The sequence below is a fragment of the Bacillus sp. FSL K6-0042 genome (assembly GCF_038006685.1).
Lineage (GTDB): Bacteria > Bacillota > Bacilli > Bacillales > Bacillaceae_G > Bacillus_A > Bacillus_A pseudomycoides.
Genome location: NZ_JBBOVS010000004.1, coordinates 36094 through 57704, shown reverse-complemented (window position 1 = coordinate 57704; position 21611 = coordinate 36094). Strand labels below are relative to the sequence as shown.

Sequence of the window (21611 nt, the reverse complement as noted above, 5' to 3'; positions counted from 1 at the left end):
TGGTTGTCATTTCTCTTCTTTCCACTTGTAGTGGGGGAAGGGGGTGAATAAAGCCATGGAAACATTTCTTGAATTTCTTAAAGAGATTATTAAAGGCGTACTACGTGAGAGCGTAGCGCACCTTTATAAGAAACATTTAGAAAAAGAGAAATCCACCCTTTCTTCTCGCCGTCGCAAGCAAAAGAAAAAGGGTGGATCTCGTAAGACAAAACGTTAAACGATAACCATCACCCTAACGGCTATGGTTGCGTAAAAGATGAGCACATGTTAGCGCATGTTGCTCTCTTTTTTATTGTATGATTTTCAAGACTGGTATATACCTTAGTTTATAATTATATTATAGCATGTACAATGAGATTTGCAATTACAGAGCTATACCTAAAAAATGTACAAGGTGCTCTATAAATTCTGATAGTCGGTACTAGAGCAAACAGATAATCAAATTGTAGAAAATAAGTTACAACGGTTCTGGTGCAAATACTTACGAAAGATATGAAGAGGCGAAAAGTTTCCTAGTGGAATCTAGTCTTAAGCAGCAATTCCAAATAGTTGATGGATGAACTTCACTTGATTTTGGACAGACTTGTCCAGTTAAACAAGTTGCCCTTTTTTACCATATGCATCGCTTCTATTCCAGAAATAATGGATGTAGCTGTGCGAAAGGATTTCAATCCTAACATCGAACGAACTCGCTTTTTAATAAACCGATGATCTTGTTCCACTATGTTATTGAGATATTTCACTTGCCTTAGTTGGATGCCTAATGGCATCTTTTTTTCTTTTCTCAATTCTTCAACTGCTATAGGATAAGTTGGATTCTTATCGACTGTCACGACACGAGGCTCAGAAATATGAAAAGACTGCAAAGCTTTCTTGAATAATCGCTTTGCAGCCTTGTGGTTTCTTGCTTTGCTTAGGTAAAAATCGATGGTATTTCCTTTCGAATCGACAGCACGATACAGGTACATCCATTGACTTTTTACTTTGATATATGTTTCATCGACTCTCCAAGAGTCGTTGGTTTGCTTGAGATGACGACGGATTCTTTTGTCTAATTCAGGACCATACTGATGAACCCAACGCATAATCGTTGTATGAGCAACGGATAAGCCCCGTTCCTCCATCATTTCCACCAAATCACGAAAGCTCAAGTTATACCGTAGGTACCATCTTACTGTTTGCAAAATAATATCAGGCTGATAGTGCTTCCACTTGAACAAATTTCGCTTTTCCATACTGATCACGCACCTTTTTTAAAGTAATAGTATCAGTATGTCCAAGATTTAGAGATTACTTGCAATTATCTTGAAGTTTTCGCACCAGAACCTCTTTTTTCAAAATGGATTCCTTTTTGTTTGTTGCAAAATACACGTTCTATTAATATGTTTAACCAAACTTTATTTCAAAGCAACATTTTGATAATGAAGTCTATTTTTTTAAAATAAGATTTATTAATTAATAAATCTTATTTAAATATATATCTTATATATATTTAAAATATAAAGATAAAACTTATATAGAGCTAGTAAATATGATTCTATCCCTACTGTAACAAGGGATTTGAGCATATCATAGCACAAAAAATCATAAATAGCAGAATCTAACAACACAAAATTAGCTATTAGTAAGGTATAAAACCTACAAATAATCATAAATAATATCATGTATTTCTACATAAAAAATGAAACAAATTGATGCATTGTTAAATATATTTATTCAAGTAATAAATTTTCAATTTATCCCCCGGATGTCCACAATTACTTAATATTTACTCACAAAACATTCACAATATAGGTTAACTAATCAACATAATTAGAATTTGTCACATGACTCACATAAATATTGATGATTTTTGATAGGTGAAGTACTAAAACGCCTTTATTTCAATAATAATTACATAATATTATTCACATTAGGTTCTATTTATCTACATACCCACGATATTTAATGTTTTTCTTATGATTTTTTGTAGGTATTTGCTTGCATTTTAGATAAAAATAACATGTTTATTTAAACATAGATGTGGAAAATCAGTTAATTGCAGTACAGTTTTGTATAGGAATGTATAAAAAAGACTCTATTTATGAATAGAATCGAGTAAGGGTGTCTATGAGGAGAAATCAGTGAAGGGCTTTTAAATAATGTAATCAACACGAATAGCCCTCTATTTATATTTTTTTCAAAAATAGAGAGCGGAATATCGTTAATTTAATTCTATTACCTCAAGTACTTGTTCGGCTGTTGTTACATGAATACCAGTGCGTACTAATTGTTCAAATGCACGCATAAATGTAATCAAATTGAAGTCATCCGGTACTTCAATAACGCGAAGCTTTTCTTTAGGTAGTCGATCTATCTTTTCAATGAACAATTCACGAACATCACTAGGAATAAAGCGATCTTTATGTCCTCTTGTTTTTAGAAGTTCACGTATTTCTATTTCTAAAGCTATATAAGCATTTAGATTTGCACCTTGTTCATAGGCGTATTTTCTAAACAATGTTTCTTCTTGATATTTTAAATAGTTACGGTGATACGATTCCTCTGTAACTGGTACAGCGAATTTGGATTTTAGTAACTCATATGTTTTACGGAACAACTTTTTGATGTTTCGAAGAGAGTACATAGAGAAATGCAATCCAAAATCAAATACAGCTTGTTCCTTTTGTTCTTTTGAAACATGTTGTGTAATAAGAGGGTAAATGCCTTCTTTTGCCGCTGTATCAAGAATTTGATATTGTGATGTTTGATTTAATATTTTTTTCAGCGTATACACTAACTTACTTGGATATTCTTCATTACGATCTATCATGTCACGTAAGCTGCGAATGACACTTCGAATTTGTCGATGACAAGTATACTTAAGTACATGAATAAATTTATTCATGTCTTGTGCAAATTCACCGATATTCAGTTCTTGTAGCACAGATTCAATAAAACGAGCTTTCCGTACATACGTAACCTTTGGAGGAAATGGATCACGATACTGTATTTCCCCAGCTTCTTTTGTACATAAGAAATCTGTATGTAAGGATAGATATAAAGTCGTATATCTTTTTTTATTTTTACTTCCTTTTTGCAACTTGCAAATTTTGAATAGGGGAGTCCCTGTACATGGCAATGCAGTTGTTAATTCTGTCATAACCGCACGGATTTGATGTGGGTATTTCTTATGTAAAAAGCGGTACATTCCGCCAAAATGAGTTGTATTTCCTCTTTCATCCTGTTTATCTAAGGAACGTTTAAGCGTCGTTTCGCTGTGCTGTTGCATAGCAATGTCCAGGAATAGCTTTTTGGCCGCAACTGACATCTCAAAAAAAGCCTTAGTAAAAACGACCGGGCTAATATACACATAGGAATTTACCTTTTCAGTTTCTTCATTCATAAAATGAGTTAACTTAATGGTATAGCGACCATCTAATTCATTTTCTATTGTAATAATGTTATGTAAACTTAATTTCTTTAATGCAATATAGAATTGAGAATGTTGTATATAAGCAAATTCCTCTTTATATTGCTTGTAATCTTCCCACATCATATGTACTGTTACATTTGGAATGATCCCATTCGTGTAACATTTCTTGTGTAGATATAAGAAGACTTCTAAATCTGCATTTGTAATGCCATATAATTTATGTTTTCGTCCCATTGTTTCTGAAATAGCAGATAGTGTACGACGTGAAAAAGATGGTTTCGCCTGAGCCACAAATCCGTCTACATCAGCAATGCGTTCTTCATATGTCATATGATCCAGAATATCCTCAAGGTATGTATCTTTATAGCTGTAGTATTTTTCTTCAAAAGCTTCAACAAGTTTCTGCCAAGATTTCAATGTTACTAGAACTGCATTTGTATCTTGTCCATTTAGACTACGTTGATTACGAATAATAAATGATTGTCCCATCTTTTTCACCTCCTACACATAAATCCAGAAATATATGCCAAATCACTATAAAATATACCAATTATGATTATAGCAAATCTGAATTTGATGAAATGTGCCCCTTTAAGAGAAAAAATAAAAATATGAAACGTACCTGAATCCCTTGGCGCCCAAGGGATTTGACGTTTCATAAAAAAAAGTTTGTTGCCACCATATAGCTATAAGGGATTTCAATCATGAAACGCATATCGAATTTGTAAAAAAGCCTATAAACCTTGATTTTATAAGTCTTTTCATGTTCTTAATGTAAGTGTTGTTGCCATCATATAGCTATAACGTTTCATATTTTAATATATTTGTTGAACGTGTAAAATCCACATATAAATGTTGTTATATAGGTGGTTTGGGGTTGCTTTTTAACAAAGAAGTGTTGCCATCATATAGCTATATTTGTTTCATGTTTCTTAAAATTAGTTGCCATCATGCCGCTAAAGCGTTTCATGTTTGAAATAAAATTTTTATTTATTGTAAAATGCACTTAAACCCTTGGTAGGTATAGATTTAGAGGGTATTTTTTATTAAAAGATGTTGCCACCATATAGCTATAACATTTCAAGTTTTATATATAGATATTGCCACAATGTAACTATAAGGTTGCTATAATGGCAAAGGTTTTGAAATTGTTGTGTATAAAGAATGTAATGCTTTATAGATGAAACTTAATATTTTTGTTCTGCAGTTGCCACCATATAGCTATAACGTTTCATTTTATATATCTATGGCCACTATATAACTATAAGGTTGCTATAGTAGCAAAGGTTTTGAAATTGTAGTGTATAAAGAATTTCATACTTTTTAGATGAAACCTAATATTTTTGGCCTGTAGTTGCCACCATATAGCTGTATGATGGCAATTGATTTGTGATATAAGAGACAAACAGATATAACCTAAAAAGTATAGCCTTCATCTTTGATTGCCTAATGACTTTCTTGAATGGGGAGTACAGTGTAAAGTAGTAATTTTACAAATAGACACAGTCTTATATAATTAAAGACAAGAACCCGACTGATTAAGTAGTATTCCAAGCATCGTACGATGAATTGTTAATATATGCAGAAGATTCCGGTAACATTTTAGGTTTTGAGCTGTGTTGCCACTATATAGCTAGGATATTTCAAGTTATATAGTATATATATCCGGTGGTTATTTTGTTAGGAGGTTTTTTATTTGGAGAAAGTATTGGTGTTGTTTAGTGATGCCCTTTTTCTTGCTGCTCCAATGTATAAAGAGAACAAGCAGCTATGGACAAAGTGGAATAAATATTATGATGAAGTACAAGGAAATCATGACAAATTAGTAACTTCAGCTAATATTTCTCCCTCATTTTCAGCACTTGTTTCTTGGTTAGGTCAGAAACAAGAACAAGGAATTTCGTTATTGCACATATATGCAAATTTAGATAAATATAAAAATGAGCTTCGAAGTGTACTTGATAAGATAATAGAGCAAGAGTTTGAAGGAATGTCAGAAACAGTTGAAACGACTATCTTATCTAATACAAAAGATAAGAAGGTAAAAGAACAAGAAACGGACATTACTGATGATTACTATCCTGTTAGTAATGACGCGGTATATTATCAACTACGTGATGGTATAGCAAAAAATCAATTTGAAGAAGATGAATTAGGAGCAGTGCCTATATTACCATTGGAAACTAAAAGTACAAGTGGAGTTGCTCAGCTTTCATCACATAAAGATGAAGATCTAAGATTAGTAAACACTAATGAAGCAGAAAGATGGTCAATACTAGTAGATGGTGTTATCAGTAATATGGATGATCTTACAGCTGACTGTCTAGATACAATTACGATACAGTGGTTGAATCAAGCGAAGTCTCCAGATGAGTTTATTGATTTCAGTTACGAGAATGTGTTGGAAATGTGTAATATGCCAAAAGCAAGAGCAAACGGCATAGAGTATTATCGTGCAGAAGATAAAATTAAAATTGCTCAACGAATTGCTGCTTTAGCGAGTATCTTTATTTATTTAAATGATGATAATGAAGTAGTTGTTTTAAATGATCGTGCAGAAACTGGTAAGCAATTTGAAATGAAACGTGAAGTAATTAAAAGACTCTTTGTTTTAGATTCTGTAGTTCTTTGGAGAGATAAAAATACCAATGATTACGTAGGTATTGAATCGTGTAGAATAAAACCAGGCAGCTTTTTATCGATGTATTTATACGGTTCTAATAGTACAACAGCGTTATTATCAAAAAAAGCATTGGAGTACAATAGTTATCGACACAAATTCCATAAGCGACTAATTCGGTACTTATCCTGGCAGTGGAGAATACGCCAACAGTATAGTAATTTACAAAGACCCTATTCAATTGGTGGAGAAAAAGGACTATTGTCTGTAATGGGGATTAATATTGCGAAGGGACGTCCACATCGTATTCGTGAGCAATTAGAAAATGTGTTAATAGATTTAGAAAAAGAAAAAGTTATTTCACATTGGGCATACAGTGAGGAACTTGATGAATCCAGGATTGGAGAACGGAATTGGTTTAAAAATTACTACTCTAAATTAGGAATCACCATCTTGCCTCCTAAAGAGTTGATGGATAATATCGGTAGTTTAGTAAAGAAAAAGGTGATTGAAGCTCTGGATAAGCAAGAAAATAGTTTAACCATCGATACGGTAAAGCATAGTATTGATGGTTCAGAGGATATGATTAGAGAGAAAATTATGCACCAACATATGCGCAAAAATAGAACAATGCGCGAAATTGCAGATGAGATAGGATTATCTCCTGCTACGTTATCAAGATTTTGTAATAAGAAAATGAAGCGCATCTCAAATAGCGTCAATAATAAATTAACCAAATGGTATGAAAGGCAAATCATAATTGAGTCTATGTAAGAAAAGAAGCAGGAACCCTCTGAATTTATCAAGACCTAAATTGAAAAAAGTCACAAATAACAATGGTTCAGACATATTAGTCATGTTTAATATGTCTGGGCATTTTATTTAGTAGAAAAAAAGCTATTTGTTCAATTTTGCTTTTCGGCAATGAGGGCAACCATTACCATTATTTCTGTTTGCAATTCTAGACTCCCACTCATGCCCAATTTTGCATACCCACCATACTTTTATATGAGAACCTTTTGTCACATCATTTGGAGTTAAATCTCCATTTTTATAAGGATGCCATTCTTTTGCTAAATAAGGATTTAGTGTCGCTAAATCATTCTCGCCGACTGCAACTCTTTGACCAGAACAATAAGGACAGCCAGTACCGTTTTTCCCCGTTCGTGCACCAACACTAGTTTTCCATTCATGACCTTTATCACATAACCACCAAACTTTTTTATTAGATGATTTCTTTATTTGCGAAGGTGATAAATTTAGATTCTTAGTTGGATGCCATTGTGTAGAAAGTTCCGGCATCAATGTTGCTAAATCCGTTACCCACATTAATAAAAGAGACAGGGAGGAAGTGCAAATGGTTTCCTGCTGCTTTATAATGTTCATCAGTTTCGATATATTGAGTTAGTTTATTTTTAATGTTTTCACTTTCGAGGTGAAAGTATATATTTTCCAGAATATTCAGAAAAATATTGAAACATAACGCTAATAAGATTAATTTTTTGTTTATCTGCTATTATTTTATTATGAGAATATTCCCTTTATTTTTTACGGGATGATGGGGGGGGAAAGAAATGAATGTTCAATTGAAAAGCGGTGAGAAACATACAGAATTACTATACGAATGGTATGCTGTTATCCGTACACGAAACATTGACAAAGCTATTCATCTAAAAGAAGAAGTTGACAAACACATCCATGAATTTCAGCACTTTCCGGATTTATTATTACATTACTCACTTGTGGATTTTCGATATAACTATTTAGTGGACAATTTAGGTATTTCTAAAAATGATTTTGATATTATAGATTCGTTCGTTATACCTACCACAGGCATCTTAGCATACTACTATCATTTTTTCAAAGCAATCTATTATAATGCAACTGGAAATTATATTTTAGGTAAGGATTATTTCTATAAAGCAGAAAATCTTTTACAATATTGCTCTGATAAATTAGAATATGCAGAATTTCATTATATGTTAGGATATTCTTTATATGAAAATTTCCAGTCATTATTAGCTTTAAAAGAAATATCTATAGCTAAAGAAATTTTCTCTCAACATGATAACTGTGAAGTTAATATAGCTTTTTGTAATAATCTTTCGGGATTGTTTTGCACCCATTTACAAGAATTTGAAATGGCAGAAGAATACTACACATCTGCATTAAATACATTTCAAAAGATAGAGGAAGAAACTTTTATCTTAATGGTTCGTCAAAATTTAGCCTTTATGTACTCTGAACAGAATCTCTCTACTTTATCTCTACGATACCTTTCTGAAGTTAATCAAAAAATGTTAAATAACTATAAAGCACTATTTATTGAAGCTAGAGAACGTTTTAAAATTAAAGAAATAGATGTTGCTTCTGAACGCATTGAAAGAGGCATACACATTTGTAAAGGTTTACAAAATGAAGAATATTTACATCACTTTTATATTTTACAAGCTTTTGTCAATAATATCCCTGCTTTAGAAATAGAAAAATTGGTTCAAGCAGGAAATACTTATTTTGAAAAAGAAAACTTATTAGAGTATACTCAAAAGTATCATGAACAGTTAGCACATAAATATTACCAAGAAAAAAATTATTTAAAAGCTAGTGAATATTTTTATTTAGCCAGTAACTTAAAAGAAAAATTAAAAGAAAAACTCTTTGATAAGGAGGGTCAAAAATGAAGAAAATAACACTTATTATAATGGGAATTATAACAACAATAACAATACTGTCTTGTGTACAAGCACCTTCCACAGATTCCAAACAAATCAGTATGGGTATTCAATATCCAGTTGCTGTCCAGTATCAACACGGAAATGGAGGGGGGTGAATCATCCCCTCCATTTTGGATTACATCCTGATATTAAGCTAGTAAATAAACTAAAAGACCCACTGCACATATAACACTTCCTACAATTATTAACAAACTAAGAACACCTATCAGTAAATATCCTAAGAAATAAAAACCAATTACTACAAATACTCCGACTACCAAGACCCCTAAAACTTGTAAAATAAATGTTTTCAGTACATACAATATAATTAAAATTACTCCCAATATTATTGTATAATATCCTAATAATTTCAAAGTCTTCAGCCATCGTCTTTCATTAGCTACTGAAACGCTCATCAATTATCACCTCTCTTTATCCTATTTATGAAAAATAAAAAAGAGTGCTTTCTCTAAAAAGTAAGCACTCCATGTTGTCCTTATGCATTTTGTCTATTGGTTCTTCTCATACAAATACTATATTGTAACTTACTCTTAGAGCCATTTGTTTATATCCATATTTCTTTTTATAGGTTTACTTACTGTCTCTTCTTCAATCATTTCTTCCGATTTTTCAATATCAACATCTTCCGGCATATTTTCTTCTTTTGTGCCTCTATTTGATATTTCATTTTCTTTAATTGAAATACCCTCTTCGTGTTTTCTGTATGTTAAAGGTGCTAGGGAAGATACACCTCTTGGTATATCTCCTTGTAGCATTCCTTTTGCACTAAGAAGGTCTTTTGCCATTCCCAGCTTCACTTCTTCACTATCAACGCTTTGTGTTCCGTACAATGAGATAAAATGTTCTAAAACCTTTCTTGTTGCTTCATTTGGGTTTTCTTGAGCATCTATCCAAACGAATAATTCCGGACATCTTTGACGCATTTTTTCTGATAATGGAATTTGAATCGCTTTTGGTTTTGCCATCATAATCACCTATTTTACTTGTTCTTTTTGAAGTGCAATTGAGCTGAATACTGTCATGCCTTTTACATTCATTTCTGTTGCATACTTGGGTTTAATCCATAGTATTTTAATTTTTTTAGAATCACAAATTTCTTTTAAGTCCTCGAAAAGATTTTCTTTTAATTGAATGCTCCCACCACCATAGACAACAACTACGTCTACATCATATTTTAAATCTTGTAATTTAGTTTCCGCAGTATCTAACACTTCATCAGCCAAATTGAACTTTGCTCTTGCTAGAAATTTCTTAGCATCCTCATAATATTTAGGATGCTCTTCTTTTAGATATCCAGCAAACTCTTGTCTTTCTACAGAGAATCCCCATTCATCTTCAAAGTCTTTTTTAGCACGTTCAATCGCATGACCTATACCATGTCTTTCTCCAGAAGAATGGTCATTATCATAATCATATCCTTTAGTAACAACATATTCTGTAGTTCCGTCGCCCACATCTATATGAAGAAGACGTTTCTCACGGAAATATTCACCTGTTATATCTTTCATAGCATACATTTCTTTAAATTCATCAAATAAGTCGTCATTTCTATAGTTACCTTTTCCATCTTCAATCAATGCAAATAGTGCGACCGTTCCTTCTTGTACAACGATAACCTTTTCAAATTTTAAAGTTACATAAATTCTTATATCACCAACAGTAACAGTTACGTGATGACTACTATTTGTAAACCTGTCAGAAAGTTGTTTTGCTTTTTCTTTCGTCCATTCACTGGCTGGTAGAGCTGTAACCATTAAAACATTCACTTCTACATTTGTACCTTCTTCTAAAGAATTCTCTTTTTTAAACATATCTTGAACCGCACGACAAGCAATTGCACTAACTGTTGTCATAATTGTAGTATCTTGTTTATGTTTACCTCGGTTTGATCTAATGTTAAGGTTTTGAAGATCCTCACCTGAACGTATAGCACGTTCCCCAACAAAAACTCTCTGAGCTACTTGACCTTTTAATGCTGACGAATTAACAGCAACATCCATGTTATGAATTAGCCCATACACTAACTCTTCAATTTTTTTATCTTGTGGAACAGGTTCTTTATACACGTAACTGTAAGTGTTTGGAAATTTCATCATTTCTCCATTAATCGTAATCTTTTTCTCAGAATTCCCATTGTCATCTTCTACAAAGTAATTTAATTTCATTTATATTACCCCTTTCTAATTGAAAAGAATTCATTTTAAGTTATTTTGATTTATCTTAATTACAATTTTATCTCAAATCATTATTAAATGCAATATAATAAATAAAAATAAATTATTTTAATTTAAAATAATTTATTTTTATTTGAAATAATTTATTGTATTGAACTAGAAGAGGGCTCATGACATTTTTTTAATTCAAAATAAATTATTATAACTTATTTTGAATTATAATGTTTTACATTATTTCCAGAATTCCCACCATTTTTTTTCTTCTTTATTTTGTGATGCTACAATAAGTTGTTTTGTTTCTTGAATTTCTCTAACATGCGTTAACAGTAACGAATCACGTTCATTATATCTGTTCTCTATGCGTTCTAAGCGTTCGGCATTCATTAATTCTATGCGTTCGAGCTGTTGAATTTTCTCTTTCAGTAATATTTGTTCTTGAAGTAATTGTTCTATAAACTCTTTATTAAAAGTTATTGTGTTCTCAGGTAGAACGCCTGGCGTTCTCTTGTTTTCTTCTGAAACAATATTCGCTTTATCTTCAATAAAAGGAACAGATAAAACAACCTTCACAGCACTTTCAATGCTCATTCCAGCTTCTTGGATCAGCTTTTTCATCTGTTCGAGTACTTGAATATCTTTTTGAACAAAAGCACGACTATTTTTTGCACCTTTGACAAAAGAGTAGTTTTCTTGTTCTAAAGCTAAACACCATTTTCTCAGTGTACTGGTTCCTATCTCTAATTGTTCCGCAACTTCTTTTGTCCAAAACGAGCGTTCTTGCAACTGTTCTACCTCCTTAGTTTTTATATAGAACGCTTCCACATTAATTGGTAAAATCCCTACACTTTATAGTTATTTTTTAAATGAAAAGATTCCCCATGCCTCGTTATAAGTTGCTATATTAAATATAAGGCAACTTAATTTCTACAAATATTGATAAGGATAAAATATTAAATTTACAATATAGCTATTAATATTGTAGTTGTTTAGGGAACTATCATGTCTATTTCAAGTTCTTATATACATATTAGACAAGGTATGTAGGTTTTCCCTAAAAAGAGACAGAATTTCCTTTTAAAATTTAAGCCTGATTTAAGATCATCGTACTTATTAATTCTTGTTTTTTAAAAATTAAATTCAATAAAAACATTAGGATTCATTTTTGAACCGTGACTCTTACTATGACAAGCATTTCAAGATTTCTTCTTAGTAAAATTCAAAGTTAAATCGAGAGTAAATGGTAGAATTTTCAGTTTATACAGAGTGTAAGTTTTATAGATAAATAGATAAGAAAAATAGTAAAAAGCTGAGGAAATGAGAGGGTTGTTTGAAGATGTTTATGTAGAAAAATAGAAATTTGAGAAGAGTATATATCAAGACATGACAAATAGCCTTGCTCGTATATGATTTTTTGAGCATGGCTGTAATATAAATATTTTTTTAGATTTACAAATTAGTGATGATTTGTATTCAATTTTTGCAGTATAGGATCAAACTTTGGATCATCAATCCAATTGTGAAAATTGAATTTACTTTCATATTTTTCTTCAAATTCAACGTTAGCGTTACGCTCTTTTCTTTGTTTGGATTTTTCAGCGAACATTTTCATAAAATGAGCGGGATTACTTATTTCAGCTTGATTATATTCAAACCATTCAACGCATTTTTCAAAATCCCATCTTTGATAACGGTCAATTTTTTTCGGCATTCTTAAGGATATAGTATAAGCGTCCGGTTCTGTTAAATTTGTTACTAGTTGACTTGTTATATAGCGATATGTTTTTTTCTGATCTTCACTTAAATATTCATCTATATCTTGGGATCTATCAGTAGTATTTTGTGTATAAGTATTCGTTTTTGCTAGTTCTTCAAAATTTAAAATATCTATGCCATTGGATGAAACATTCTGTTCTTCATGGTCAGAGACACTGGCGTTCTTAAAGAGTTTCTTCTTTAAAATTTCAGTGAAAGTAGAGCATACATCAATTGCTACAGCCCATTTTACCTTGAAGTATTCTATAATTTTTAAGTAATTGTTATGTATGGTTAAAATGTAAATCGAAGGAGCAATTTTACCGTGTCTTCGTACTTTAATCTGTTGGCATACTCCTAAATCTTGTAACCAATTAAACACGTAATTAATAATTGGTTTGGAAATACCTGATTTTTTGCTGATATGATCTTGCCTTACTTGGGAATACCCTTCTTGTACCAAATACGATAAAACAGTTTCTAATGCTTCATATTTTCGTTTGGTAAGATAATCCTTTGTAGTAACACCTTCATATTTTAGGACAATATAATCAATATACTTAGTCACTTTCTTTATTGTTTGATTAATAGCTCCAAGTGTTTTAGGTAAGTGTTTAATGCGGCGACTTAAATCGGTCTTTGCTTTACTAAGCAAAAAGTTTTGTAACAACACGAAAAAACCTCCTATTTTTTCCACCACAAATATACAGAAAAATGCTGAAAAAGTAGAGGTTTTTATTCACATTATATATATTAAGTGCTATAATAGTCGTAGATAATATATATTTTAATATGGAAAAACCCCCTACTTTCTTAAGGTTTTTAATTGATTCAGCGGCCAAACTGAAAGATCAATTAAAAATGGCTTGCGGTAGGGTTTTTTTATTTATAATAATTTAAACGATAAATTTAATTATGCATTAATTTTATAACTATTAAGGTAGAATATCAATCTAATAATTAGTAATTTTTACTTAAACAACCTGTTTATTGTTTATTTAATTAAATTTGGACATATAAAACATGAACTAAAGGTCTCTAATATTTAGAGGCCTTTAGTTCATGTTGAAGATAATTGGTGAAATTAACGAAGTCTACATGTAATTGATCGTATTTGTATCCAAAAAACCTAAGATATTCAGTCAGCTCTTTTTCTAATCGTTCCTGTTTTTCAGTAGGTAATATAAGAATTTGTTGATGTAACTCTTTTACCTTTGTATATATATCTTGTTTTTTTGCATGTTCGCTTATTGTTAAATATAGTTCTACATTATTAATTATATCTTGTTTATGCTCAATTTTTTCTGTTGGAGATTCACTATTTTGAGTAGGTGTCTCACTAATTCCTATGAGATAATCAGCACTGACATCAAAAATTTGTGCTATTGCAGCAAGAATATTGTAAGGTGGTTCTGATCCTTTCTTTTCCCAATTCGATACAGAAGCTGAACTAAAAGAAGAACCTGCAACTTCGCTTATCCTTTCCCCTAATTCTTTCATTGTCCAACTGCGTTCTTGGCGTAATTTTCGTAAACGTTCGCTAAAAATATTCATATTTTTAATCCTTTCATATAAAATCTTAGCCTAAGTACTTTAAAAGCACTAAAATGAGTAAATAAAACATATCCCCCTGTATTAATTGCGGTAATATAAACTATTTATCAGTCTTGGAATGTAATAAAAACTAATTATTTTTATTTTTTAGTAAATTATACTTGTTTTTCACTTTAGAAGTGATGTATACTTATTTTATACTAATTGAGAGGAGGTAATTAACAATAATGTTACTGCATGAACGTAAATCTAAAGATTTCTCTTTAACACTACTTGGTCAAAAGGTTAATATTAAACCTCAAGTTCTTCATGCAATTGAGAAAGGAAAAACAAGCGTTAATTCTGAACGAGCAGAAAAAATAGCTAATTTTTTCAACAAACCAGTAGAATACTTTTTTATACCAACGTATTACAGGGTTCGAGAATAATTTAAAAAGAGTTACTTTGTTTTAATAATGATACAAAGTAACTATATAAGATTAATTATAGTAAAAAATATTAGTAATTTAAATAGAATTAATGATTCAAAAATTGATCTTTGAAAACTGCATAATATGAGGGAGCTGTTAGTCATGTTGAAACGATCGTATCAAATGTTACTCATTGCTATGAGTATGCTTCTAGTTGTTCTGAATTTTGTATTTCCGCTGACGAAAGCGAGTGCTGAAGTCATTAATCGTGAGAGATATGAAATGAAATGGAGTTATAGCCCCATGTACGGGAAAGAACTACGAACAGAATTACTGAAGAATAAGAATGGGCAAATTGCGTACTGTTTAACGTATGGAAAACTCAGCCCCAATGGCAATGATCTTCCAGAAATGGGGCGCACAGATGATATTGTGTACCGTGTTCTTCTAAATGGTTATCCACAAAAGAGTCCAGAAGAATTAGGGGTTTCCGATTGGAAACAGGCGCATTATGCTACGCAGCTTAGCGTTTGGGCATCATTAGGACAGATTGATATTAACCAAGTTGAACATCGTGATGAAGGTATCGCTAAAGCTGTAAAAGCAATCATTGCTGGGGCAGATGCTAGTCAGAAAACACAAAAACTGTACATGAATGTAACACCAACAGACAATCAAGAAGCAAAATTAAACGGTGAGTACTTTGAGACGACAACCTATCAAGTAGAAAGTAACGCAAAGAACGGTGTATTTGCAGTCCAACTAACTCATGCACCAACTGGAACAAAAGTTGTTTCAACAAATGGAGAAGAGAAAAAACAGTTCAACTTAGGAGAACAATTCCGTATCCTTGTACCGAAATCCTCTCCAAGTGGTACTTTTTCCTTGAAAGTATCCGCTAATCTTTCTAATTTGCATGCAGTAGCCTATAAGGGAAATGACAAAATACAGGATGCAACAGTCTTATTAGAAAGAACAGAGGAAAAAGTAAGCGCAGATCTACGGGTACACTGGAAATCCCTTGGTGGATTAAAGGTTGTAAAAGTAGGTGAGCAGAAAGAATTGTTACAAGGTGCTGTATTTGAAGTCATTAACAGTGCAAACGAAAAAGTAGGCACAATGACTACAAATGAGCAAGGTACAGCAAGCTTTTCTGGTATAGAGAGTGGACAGTACACTTTGAAGGAAGTGAAATCTCCTACTGGTTATGTACTGAATAACCAACCGCAAAAGTTTGAAGTGAAAACGGGTGAGGTCGCAACAATCACTGTAGCGAACACTAAAGTAAAAGGAAACATCGAGATTAAAAAGCTAAGTGACAGTGGAAAAGTTCTTCCGAAAGTAGAGTTCAGGGTATATACAGCGGATGGAAAAGAAGTTTCTAAAGCCACTACAAATGAACAAGGGATTGCTCAAGTAAAAGATCTTCCGTATGGGAAGTACTATTTTGTAGAAACAAAAGGGGTAGAAGGATACCTTCTTAACCAGACAAAATACCCATTCGAGATCAAAGAACAAGGAAAAACGCTCACATTTACTGTTGAAAACAAAGAGGTAAAAGGAAATGTGAAACTTCTTAAGGTAGATGAAGAGAATCATGATAAGAAGCTAGAAGGAGCAACATTCATTCTACAGGACAGTAAAGGTAAAAAGATTAGTGAACATAAAACAGATAAAAATGGCATGATTGAGGTCAAGAATGTACCATTTGGGTCATATCAGTTTGTAGAAAAGCAAGCGCCAAAGGGATATGTTCTATCAAAAGACCCAATTCCTTTCAATATTTCAGAGAATAGCAAAACTATCACATTAACGGCTAAAAATAAACCAATTAAAGGTACTCTTATCATTACGAAGGTGGACGTGGCAGATGGGAATAACAAACTTCCAGGCGCAGAATTCACAATCTACGATAAGCAAGGAACGGAAGTCGTGAAAGGTAAGACAAATGAAAAGGGAATTGCGACATTTGAGAAGCTTCCAGCCGGGGAGTACATATACCGGGAAACCCTTGCGCCAGAAGGATTTCTGATTAACGAAGAAATTTTCTCTTTTAAAATTAAAGAAGATGGTGAAATTATTAAACACACGGTGAAGGATCAGAAACAGCTTACACCGTCAACACCAGAGACACCACATCAACCGGACCAACCACAGACACCAGAACAACCAAAAGTAACAGAAAAGCCTGTTACTCCACAACCAGAGAAACCACAGCTAGAAAAAACACCAGAGAAATTAGAAACAAAACTTCCGACAACAGGTGGTAAAGCTGAAAATCCATACATCAAATGGATTGGGCTTTCATGTATCGTACTTGGCGCAATTGGAGCTGTATTTGTAGTAAGAAACCGTAAGAAAGCACAATAACTCCAAATAAGAAAGGGAGAATTGCAAGATGAGACAAGAAAATATGACGAAAACCCAAGCTCATTTCAGTGAAATAGATGAAAATCCGCTTGGTTTTTTTGTTGGCTGTCGGAATGCATGTATACTTGCACTTCCCATTTGGGCAATTGTGTTTTGGATAGGGAGCAAGGTGTAAGAAACCGAAGGGGGATGAAATGAGATGTCAGGAGTCTACATCGGTACAACCAAACAGTCATTTATTTTGAAGGAGCCAATGGTTAGGAGTCGTTCAAATGCATGGACTGGAGGGAAACTGGGAAACGAAAAGATGCATTGCAAGGGTGATTGGCTTTCCGAAGATTTCATGCAAGCAATTTCAATCGCACAAGCGGTGGTCAAACCAAAAGAACGATATGATTTTTGGATTGAATCCGCTACAAAGTTGTTGGCAGGTAGTATTTTGTATTTAGATCAAAAACATAAAAACTTGTATTACCTAGATGTAAAAAAAGTAATTGAGTTTATGGGAAAAATATATGAAAGTGAAGCAAACGTGATAGAAGTAGTAAGGTCGCTAGAAAATGAGCATCCAGCGTATCCAATATTTCACGAACTAGGTTTATATTCAAAAGAGACAAGGGATGCGACAATTATTACACTGTTATACATTCTTGAAAAACATCAACGTGAAAAGAATGGAGAAGAAAAAGAGTATTTTTGGTTTCAATATTGAGTAAAGAGTTTCAAAGAATGAAATAAGAAAGGAGAAACAGGCATGCTAGGAGTGATTCAAAAGTGCTCGGGGCTTCTACAGGCGGTTGGAATTTTTGATCGAGGAGAAAAGGGTGTGGATGTGACAAAAGCTTCTCAAGAAGCTTATAGGACAGTGATTGAGGGTGTCAGAAAAGCCAAACAAAAGTTTATCTTTATTTTCGATCCAACGGATCAAGTTTATGAAGATACACATCAACAGAAGCTAGCGCAAGGATATCACATTGTAAAGCACAATTTGTTAAGTGATACAGTGTTCTTAGATTATGAAAATAATCAAAAAGTGATTATGTATGTCAGTATAGATACAGTTACTAGTACGTATGAAGATAGAGGTGAGGCATTATCTCATTTTCTCCACTTTCTAACTGAAAAGAAGAAAATTCGACCGATTCATCTCGTTTTTTATCAATTTGATCTTTATCCTATCCCTCATATAGAGCAGTTTTTAAAAGAAAGTGCTACCTATAATATTCGAACTTCCATCGTAGTAGAATCTCATTCCGTTTTACAGCGTATATACGGAAAACATGGGGCAAAACGAATTGCTACATCGTGTCAGACAACAGTCCTAGCATAGTCTTACCTTTCAAAAATAATCTTTTTTACTTGAGATAAGAGAATTAAACCGAATCGCATAAGGTTTTCGGGATACTACAGTCATTCATGATATATAGATGACTAGGAAACTATACAAGATGAGAGGGGGGATTTCAAGTCCTTCCCTTTTAGAAGGAGGCGATACACATGGGAAAAGAGCAAAGACTTGCATTCTATGATATATCGTCGTCATGTGCACAAAGTGTCAAAACATTCGATGGCAAAGTGTATCAGTTAAAAGGAGCGGTAGCAGTAGAAGACACAACAGGAAATATTGAGAGGGTTGCAGAGATCTATTACCGTGTCCGTTCAGTCATGGATGAAAAACAAAAGATAATTGCCAAGAGAAGAAACCAGAAGGATGAATTGACAACCGTGTGCCAACGACGGAAATAAGATGGTTTTCGAGAACAAACAAGCGGTTTTGGAGTGTGCTGAGATATACAGCTTTATCTGATGTTGGAAAAACAAATAATTTCGTAACTATTTTTATAGACGGTCAAAACGAAAGTTTTTCCTTATTGAAGCACAACTGTCCTTTGAAAATTCCATATGCGTGCCCTCTTTCGAAATGGTCACTAGAAGGGTTGGGTATACGATTGATTCATTGTTCGGTGTGTGCGCACGTAAAACACACCTGTGACCACGGGAAAAATACGGTGTATCCATCATCTGTAGGAGTTAGTAATCGTGAGGAATATCCCAGTGTGACATTCTGAAGAAGCGATGAACACAAAAAACAGTAGATGCACAAGGTTCTACGTACATGCCAAAACGTTGTACAGTATTGGGCTTATGGAGGTCAGGTCGGGATGGGCTCTCATATGCATGCCAATATAGGGTTTACCATATCAGCCATAAATGGTAATTAATCATTATTTTCCCAATATTCTTGCTATAATAATAACCAGATGTGGAGAAACGATCTGAACTCTCAGTAGACTCCAAAATCGCTTGTTTAATACGAATAGGGAGGTCAAATTATGACTCGAAAATCAAAAATCATTGCCGTTATTGTTGCATTGGTTGCAATCTTAGGGATTGGTTCCACACTGGTATTCTCAAATAGCAAGAAAGGAGAACTTGAAGAATTAAGCCCTCAAGAAATGAAAAAATTCATGTCACAGGATGGAACGGGATTTGTCATGTATTCTTTCCGTAAAGAGGATCGAGTGGACTATATGAATCAAGTTCAAAGAGCATTAAAGAATAATGATGTAAATGGTAAGGAATTAGATAGTAATCACCCTAATTATGATGGTAAGAAAAGTCAATCAGATTATGGTCTAAAACAAACTGGAGAAACATTAGCTTATTATGAAAAAGGAAAGCTGAAAAAACAAATCGCACTAGATAAATACAAACCATCTGAGTTAGAAAAAGAATTAGATGTGTTTGTACGTAATATGAAGGAAATGTATATCGATAAATAAGTGAATAGAGAGGCGGTGTAATAAATTGTCTAATCCAACTGTTACACAGCGAGATTTAAAAAAATCAAGAGATTTAGTAGAAAAATTGCTGAAAGTCAAAGGGGAAAGTTATCAAAATTGGTTACATGCACAACATCAACAGTTCATTGAAGGAAATCAAGAATTAATCTTAGAAGCACTCACTCTATTTGTAGGAGAAGAAAAAGGTTCCGGTAGAGCACCTGAACGTCCGGCGGAATTTTCGCAGTCAAGCGAAGTTGTATAACACAAATATAAGGAGAGTGTAGGTTATGTTTAAATTAAATCATATGATTTTAGGTGCCGGAGACGGCATGTCTAGTTTGATTAGCACAGGTGAAGCAATTTTAACCTGGGCACAACGTCTAGGACTCATTAGTGCGGCAATCGCATTTTGTATAGGTGGTTACTACCTTATCTGGGGTGGGGAAAGAGGAAGACACCAGAGTAAAGGGTGGTTTATGGGAGCGGCTGCAGGATTAATCGTTGTAATGGGTGCAAAGGGAATAGCAGAGGGTATTAATAGTAATATCAAGTTTGGATCTATTTTGTTCTTTTGGATGTGAAGATACAACAAAATACGTTTTGGTAAAGAAGCTATGCAATTGTATAGCTTCTTTTTATATGCCTTACATGCCAGTTAAAGCATTAGAAAGGGGAGGAGGACACAACTTATGTTAGAAGTCATGTTTACCAAAAGTGCAATACCAGAGATTAAAAGTTTTCAAAAGATGTCGTTACAGGATGCTTGTAAGATTACGTACCAACTTGAACAAGAGTTACAGGAACAAGAAAATATCATCCATGTAGATTTCCACATATTAGATCAAAACAGTGATGAAATGTATGCAGGGACATTGTCCTTAGGTTCTGGTTATGCTTCTCATTTGTATGAACATGTAGAGAATAAATTGTCTGCCATGGAAATGGATGAAGAACAAGAGGAACAAAAAGAAGAACTGTTAGAACTGATGCGACAAGAGATTGAAGAGTTTTTAAAGGGAATTGCTCCACCTAAAGAGGTAAAAGCACCAGAAGAAAACAACGGAGCTAGAGGGAAACAACATGCTAATGAAGGGCTTCCTTTAGAAAAAGGAAACAGGAACAAAAAACATCTGTTTCAAATTATCGGGGGAGCGGTTGGCGGGATTGTAGTAGGAGCTGTAAGTGTATTTTCCTTGTATACTGTCCCAACAAATTCGGTTGAAGCAAGAACAAATCAGCCGGATACGCATTTAGTGAAAGGACTTCAACAAGCTTCTATTCAGCAATATCCAAAGGCAATTCAAGAGTTTGAGAAATTGGATTATAAAGGGCTAGATAAAGAGAGTCAAAAAGCAGTCTTATTCTCTTACTTATTAAGTGGAAAGGCAAATAAGGCCATACAGTATGAAGCGAAATTTGCTGAGAGTGTTGTAGCTTACTATATCGGAATCGATAATATGAAAAAAATAAATGAAATTGATATTAAAAATGATGTGATTGATTTTGAAAAGGCGGCACTCAATAAGAAATATAAGGATGTCATCCGATTAAAAGCAAAGGTCAATATGGATGGTAGACGTGAAAAGCTTGTAGCTGAAGCTTATGTGAATCAGAAAAAATTTGATGATTGCTTTGCCTTTGCAAAAACACAAGGAAATAAAACTCTTATGAAAGAGGTAAAAGAGTTACAAAAAAAGGATGTGGGGCAATCCACTCTCAGTGAAGAAGAAAAGAAAGCGAAAATCGAAAAAATTGATAAGGAATTAAGCGAGATCTAAAGGGGGAAAGAAACGCT

General features: G+C 33.2%; 22 protein-coding genes and 1 pseudogene. 14 read left to right on the top strand and 9 right to left on the bottom strand.

Translation table 11 applies throughout. From position 1 onward, the window contains the following. The first annotated feature begins 43 nt into the window (after window positions 1-43). Entirely contained in the window at window positions 44-217 is a 174-nt protein-coding gene (locus MHH45_RS27030; protein WP_170927971.1) for a hypothetical protein, read from the top strand. Window positions 218-528: 311 nt separating this feature from the next. Here the strand turns inward: MHH45_RS27030 and MHH45_RS27025 are convergent. Both MHH45_RS27025 and MHH45_RS27020 read right to left on the bottom strand, forming a co-directional pair. Beyond that, a pseudogene (locus tag MHH45_RS27025) lies at window positions 529-1235 on the bottom strand (IS6 family transposase). Window positions 1236-2203: 968 nt separating this feature from the next. After that, entirely contained in the window at window positions 2204-3904 is a 1701-nt protein-coding gene (locus MHH45_RS27020) for a hypothetical protein (protein ID WP_088094528.1), read from the bottom strand. Window positions 3905-5111: 1207 nt separating this feature from the next. On the opposite strand from MHH45_RS27020, the gene MHH45_RS27015 reads away from it, so the two are divergent. After that, window positions 5112-6809, top strand: coding sequence for a helix-turn-helix domain-containing protein (locus MHH45_RS27015; protein WP_088094644.1), 1698 nt, complete (start codon window positions 5112-5114; stop codon window positions 6807-6809). 123 nt (window positions 6810-6932) lie between these two features. Here MHH45_RS27015 and MHH45_RS27010 read toward each other — a convergent pair whose 3' ends face one another. Continuing rightward, window positions 6933-7421 (bottom strand): zinc-ribbon domain-containing protein, encoded by a 489-nt coding sequence (locus MHH45_RS27010; RefSeq protein WP_088094643.1) that lies wholly within the window; start codon window positions 7419-7421, stop codon window positions 6933-6935. 188 nt (window positions 7422-7609) lie between these two features. Between MHH45_RS27010 and MHH45_RS27005 the strand changes: the two genes are divergently transcribed. Both MHH45_RS27005 and MHH45_RS27000 read left to right on the top strand, forming a co-directional pair. Further along, complete coding sequence (locus tag MHH45_RS27005) at window positions 7610-8716, top strand: response regulator aspartate phosphatase (protein ID WP_088094642.1); 1107 nt, start codon at window positions 7610-7612, stop codon at window positions 8714-8716. Next, window positions 8713-8865 carry a Phr family secreted Rap phosphatase inhibitor gene (locus MHH45_RS27000; protein ID WP_140386112.1) on the top strand — a complete coding sequence of 51 codons (153 nt, stop codon included), beginning with the start codon at window positions 8713-8715 and terminating at the stop codon, window positions 8863-8865. The genes MHH45_RS27005 and MHH45_RS27000 overlap by 4 nt, the downstream gene beginning before the upstream one ends. 33 nt (window positions 8866-8898) lie before the next feature. Here MHH45_RS27000 and MHH45_RS26995 read toward each other — a convergent pair whose 3' ends face one another. From MHH45_RS26995 to MHH45_RS26970, 6 genes are all read right to left on the bottom strand, one after another. Then, on the bottom strand, window positions 8899-9165 hold the full coding sequence (locus tag MHH45_RS26995) for a hypothetical protein (RefSeq protein WP_088094641.1): 267 nt from the start codon (window positions 9163-9165) through the stop codon (window positions 8899-8901). A 135-nt stretch (window positions 9166-9300) separates the two neighbouring features. Next, window positions 9301-9735, bottom strand: a complete 435-nt coding sequence (locus tag MHH45_RS26990) for a hypothetical protein (protein WP_240517020.1) — start codon at window positions 9733-9735, stop codon at window positions 9301-9303. A 9-nt stretch (window positions 9736-9744) separates the two neighbouring features. After that, window positions 9745-10935 (bottom strand): ParM/StbA family protein, encoded by a 1191-nt coding sequence (locus MHH45_RS26985; RefSeq protein WP_088094639.1) that lies wholly within the window; start codon window positions 10933-10935, stop codon window positions 9745-9747. 240 nt (window positions 10936-11175) lie between these two features. Further along, window positions 11176-11727, bottom strand: a complete 552-nt coding sequence (locus MHH45_RS26980) for a DUF3967 domain-containing protein (protein WP_088094638.1) — start codon at window positions 11725-11727, stop codon at window positions 11176-11178. 670 nt (window positions 11728-12397) lie between these two features. Continuing rightward, window positions 12398-13369, bottom strand: a complete 972-nt coding sequence (locus tag MHH45_RS26975) for a Replicase RepFR55 (RefSeq protein ID WP_088094637.1) — start codon at window positions 13367-13369, stop codon at window positions 12398-12400. 365 nt (window positions 13370-13734) lie between these two features. Further along, window positions 13735-14250 carry a helix-turn-helix domain-containing protein gene (locus MHH45_RS26970; RefSeq protein WP_088094636.1) on the bottom strand — a complete coding sequence of 172 codons (516 nt, stop codon included), beginning with the start codon at window positions 14248-14250 and terminating at the stop codon, window positions 13735-13737. Between the two features lie 227 nt (window positions 14251-14477). Here MHH45_RS26970 and MHH45_RS26965 point away from each other — a divergent pair, with 227 nt between their 5' ends. The 10 genes from MHH45_RS26965 (at window position 14478) to MHH45_RS26920 (ending at window position 21594) form a co-directional block, all read left to right on the top strand. Next, entirely contained in the window at window positions 14478-14678 is a 201-nt protein-coding gene (locus MHH45_RS26965; protein ID WP_088094635.1) for a helix-turn-helix domain-containing protein, read from the top strand. Between the two features lie 144 nt (window positions 14679-14822). After that, complete coding sequence (locus MHH45_RS26960) at window positions 14823-17030, top strand: thioester domain-containing protein (RefSeq protein WP_088094634.1); 2208 nt, start codon at window positions 14823-14825, stop codon at window positions 17028-17030. Between the two features lie 28 nt (window positions 17031-17058). Beyond that, entirely contained in the window at window positions 17059-17205 is a 147-nt protein-coding gene (locus MHH45_RS26955; protein WP_016121173.1) for a hypothetical protein, read from the top strand. Window positions 17206-17337: 132 nt separating this feature from the next. Then, window positions 17338-17742 carry a TRAG family protein gene (locus MHH45_RS26950; protein WP_249922744.1) on the top strand — a complete coding sequence of 135 codons (405 nt, stop codon included), beginning with the start codon at window positions 17338-17340 and terminating at the stop codon, window positions 17740-17742. A gap of 42 nt (window positions 17743-17784) precedes the next feature. Then, entirely contained in the window at window positions 17785-18360 is a 576-nt protein-coding gene (locus MHH45_RS26945; protein ID WP_018767635.1) for a TraM recognition domain-containing protein, read from the top strand. A 167-nt stretch (window positions 18361-18527) separates the two neighbouring features. After that, on the top strand, window positions 18528-18776 hold the full coding sequence (locus tag MHH45_RS26940; RefSeq protein WP_003203347.1) for a hypothetical protein: 249 nt from the start codon (window positions 18528-18530) through the stop codon (window positions 18774-18776). Window positions 18777-19363: 587 nt separating this feature from the next. Continuing rightward, window positions 19364-19813, top strand: coding sequence for a hypothetical protein (locus MHH45_RS26935; RefSeq protein ID WP_006097593.1), 450 nt, complete (start codon window positions 19364-19366; stop codon window positions 19811-19813). A gap of 25 nt (window positions 19814-19838) precedes the next feature. Then, window positions 19839-20078 carry a hypothetical protein gene (locus MHH45_RS26930; RefSeq protein ID WP_006097594.1) on the top strand — a complete coding sequence of 80 codons (240 nt, stop codon included), beginning with the start codon at window positions 19839-19841 and terminating at the stop codon, window positions 20076-20078. Between the two features lie 25 nt (window positions 20079-20103). After that, window positions 20104-20397, top strand: coding sequence for a hypothetical protein (locus MHH45_RS26925; protein ID WP_088094632.1), 294 nt, complete (start codon window positions 20104-20106; stop codon window positions 20395-20397). A gap of 108 nt (window positions 20398-20505) precedes the next feature. Beyond that, complete coding sequence (locus tag MHH45_RS26920) at window positions 20506-21594, top strand: LPD25 domain-containing protein (protein WP_088094631.1); 1089 nt, start codon at window positions 20506-20508, stop codon at window positions 21592-21594. The last annotated feature ends 17 nt before the right edge of the window (window positions 21595-21611 follow it).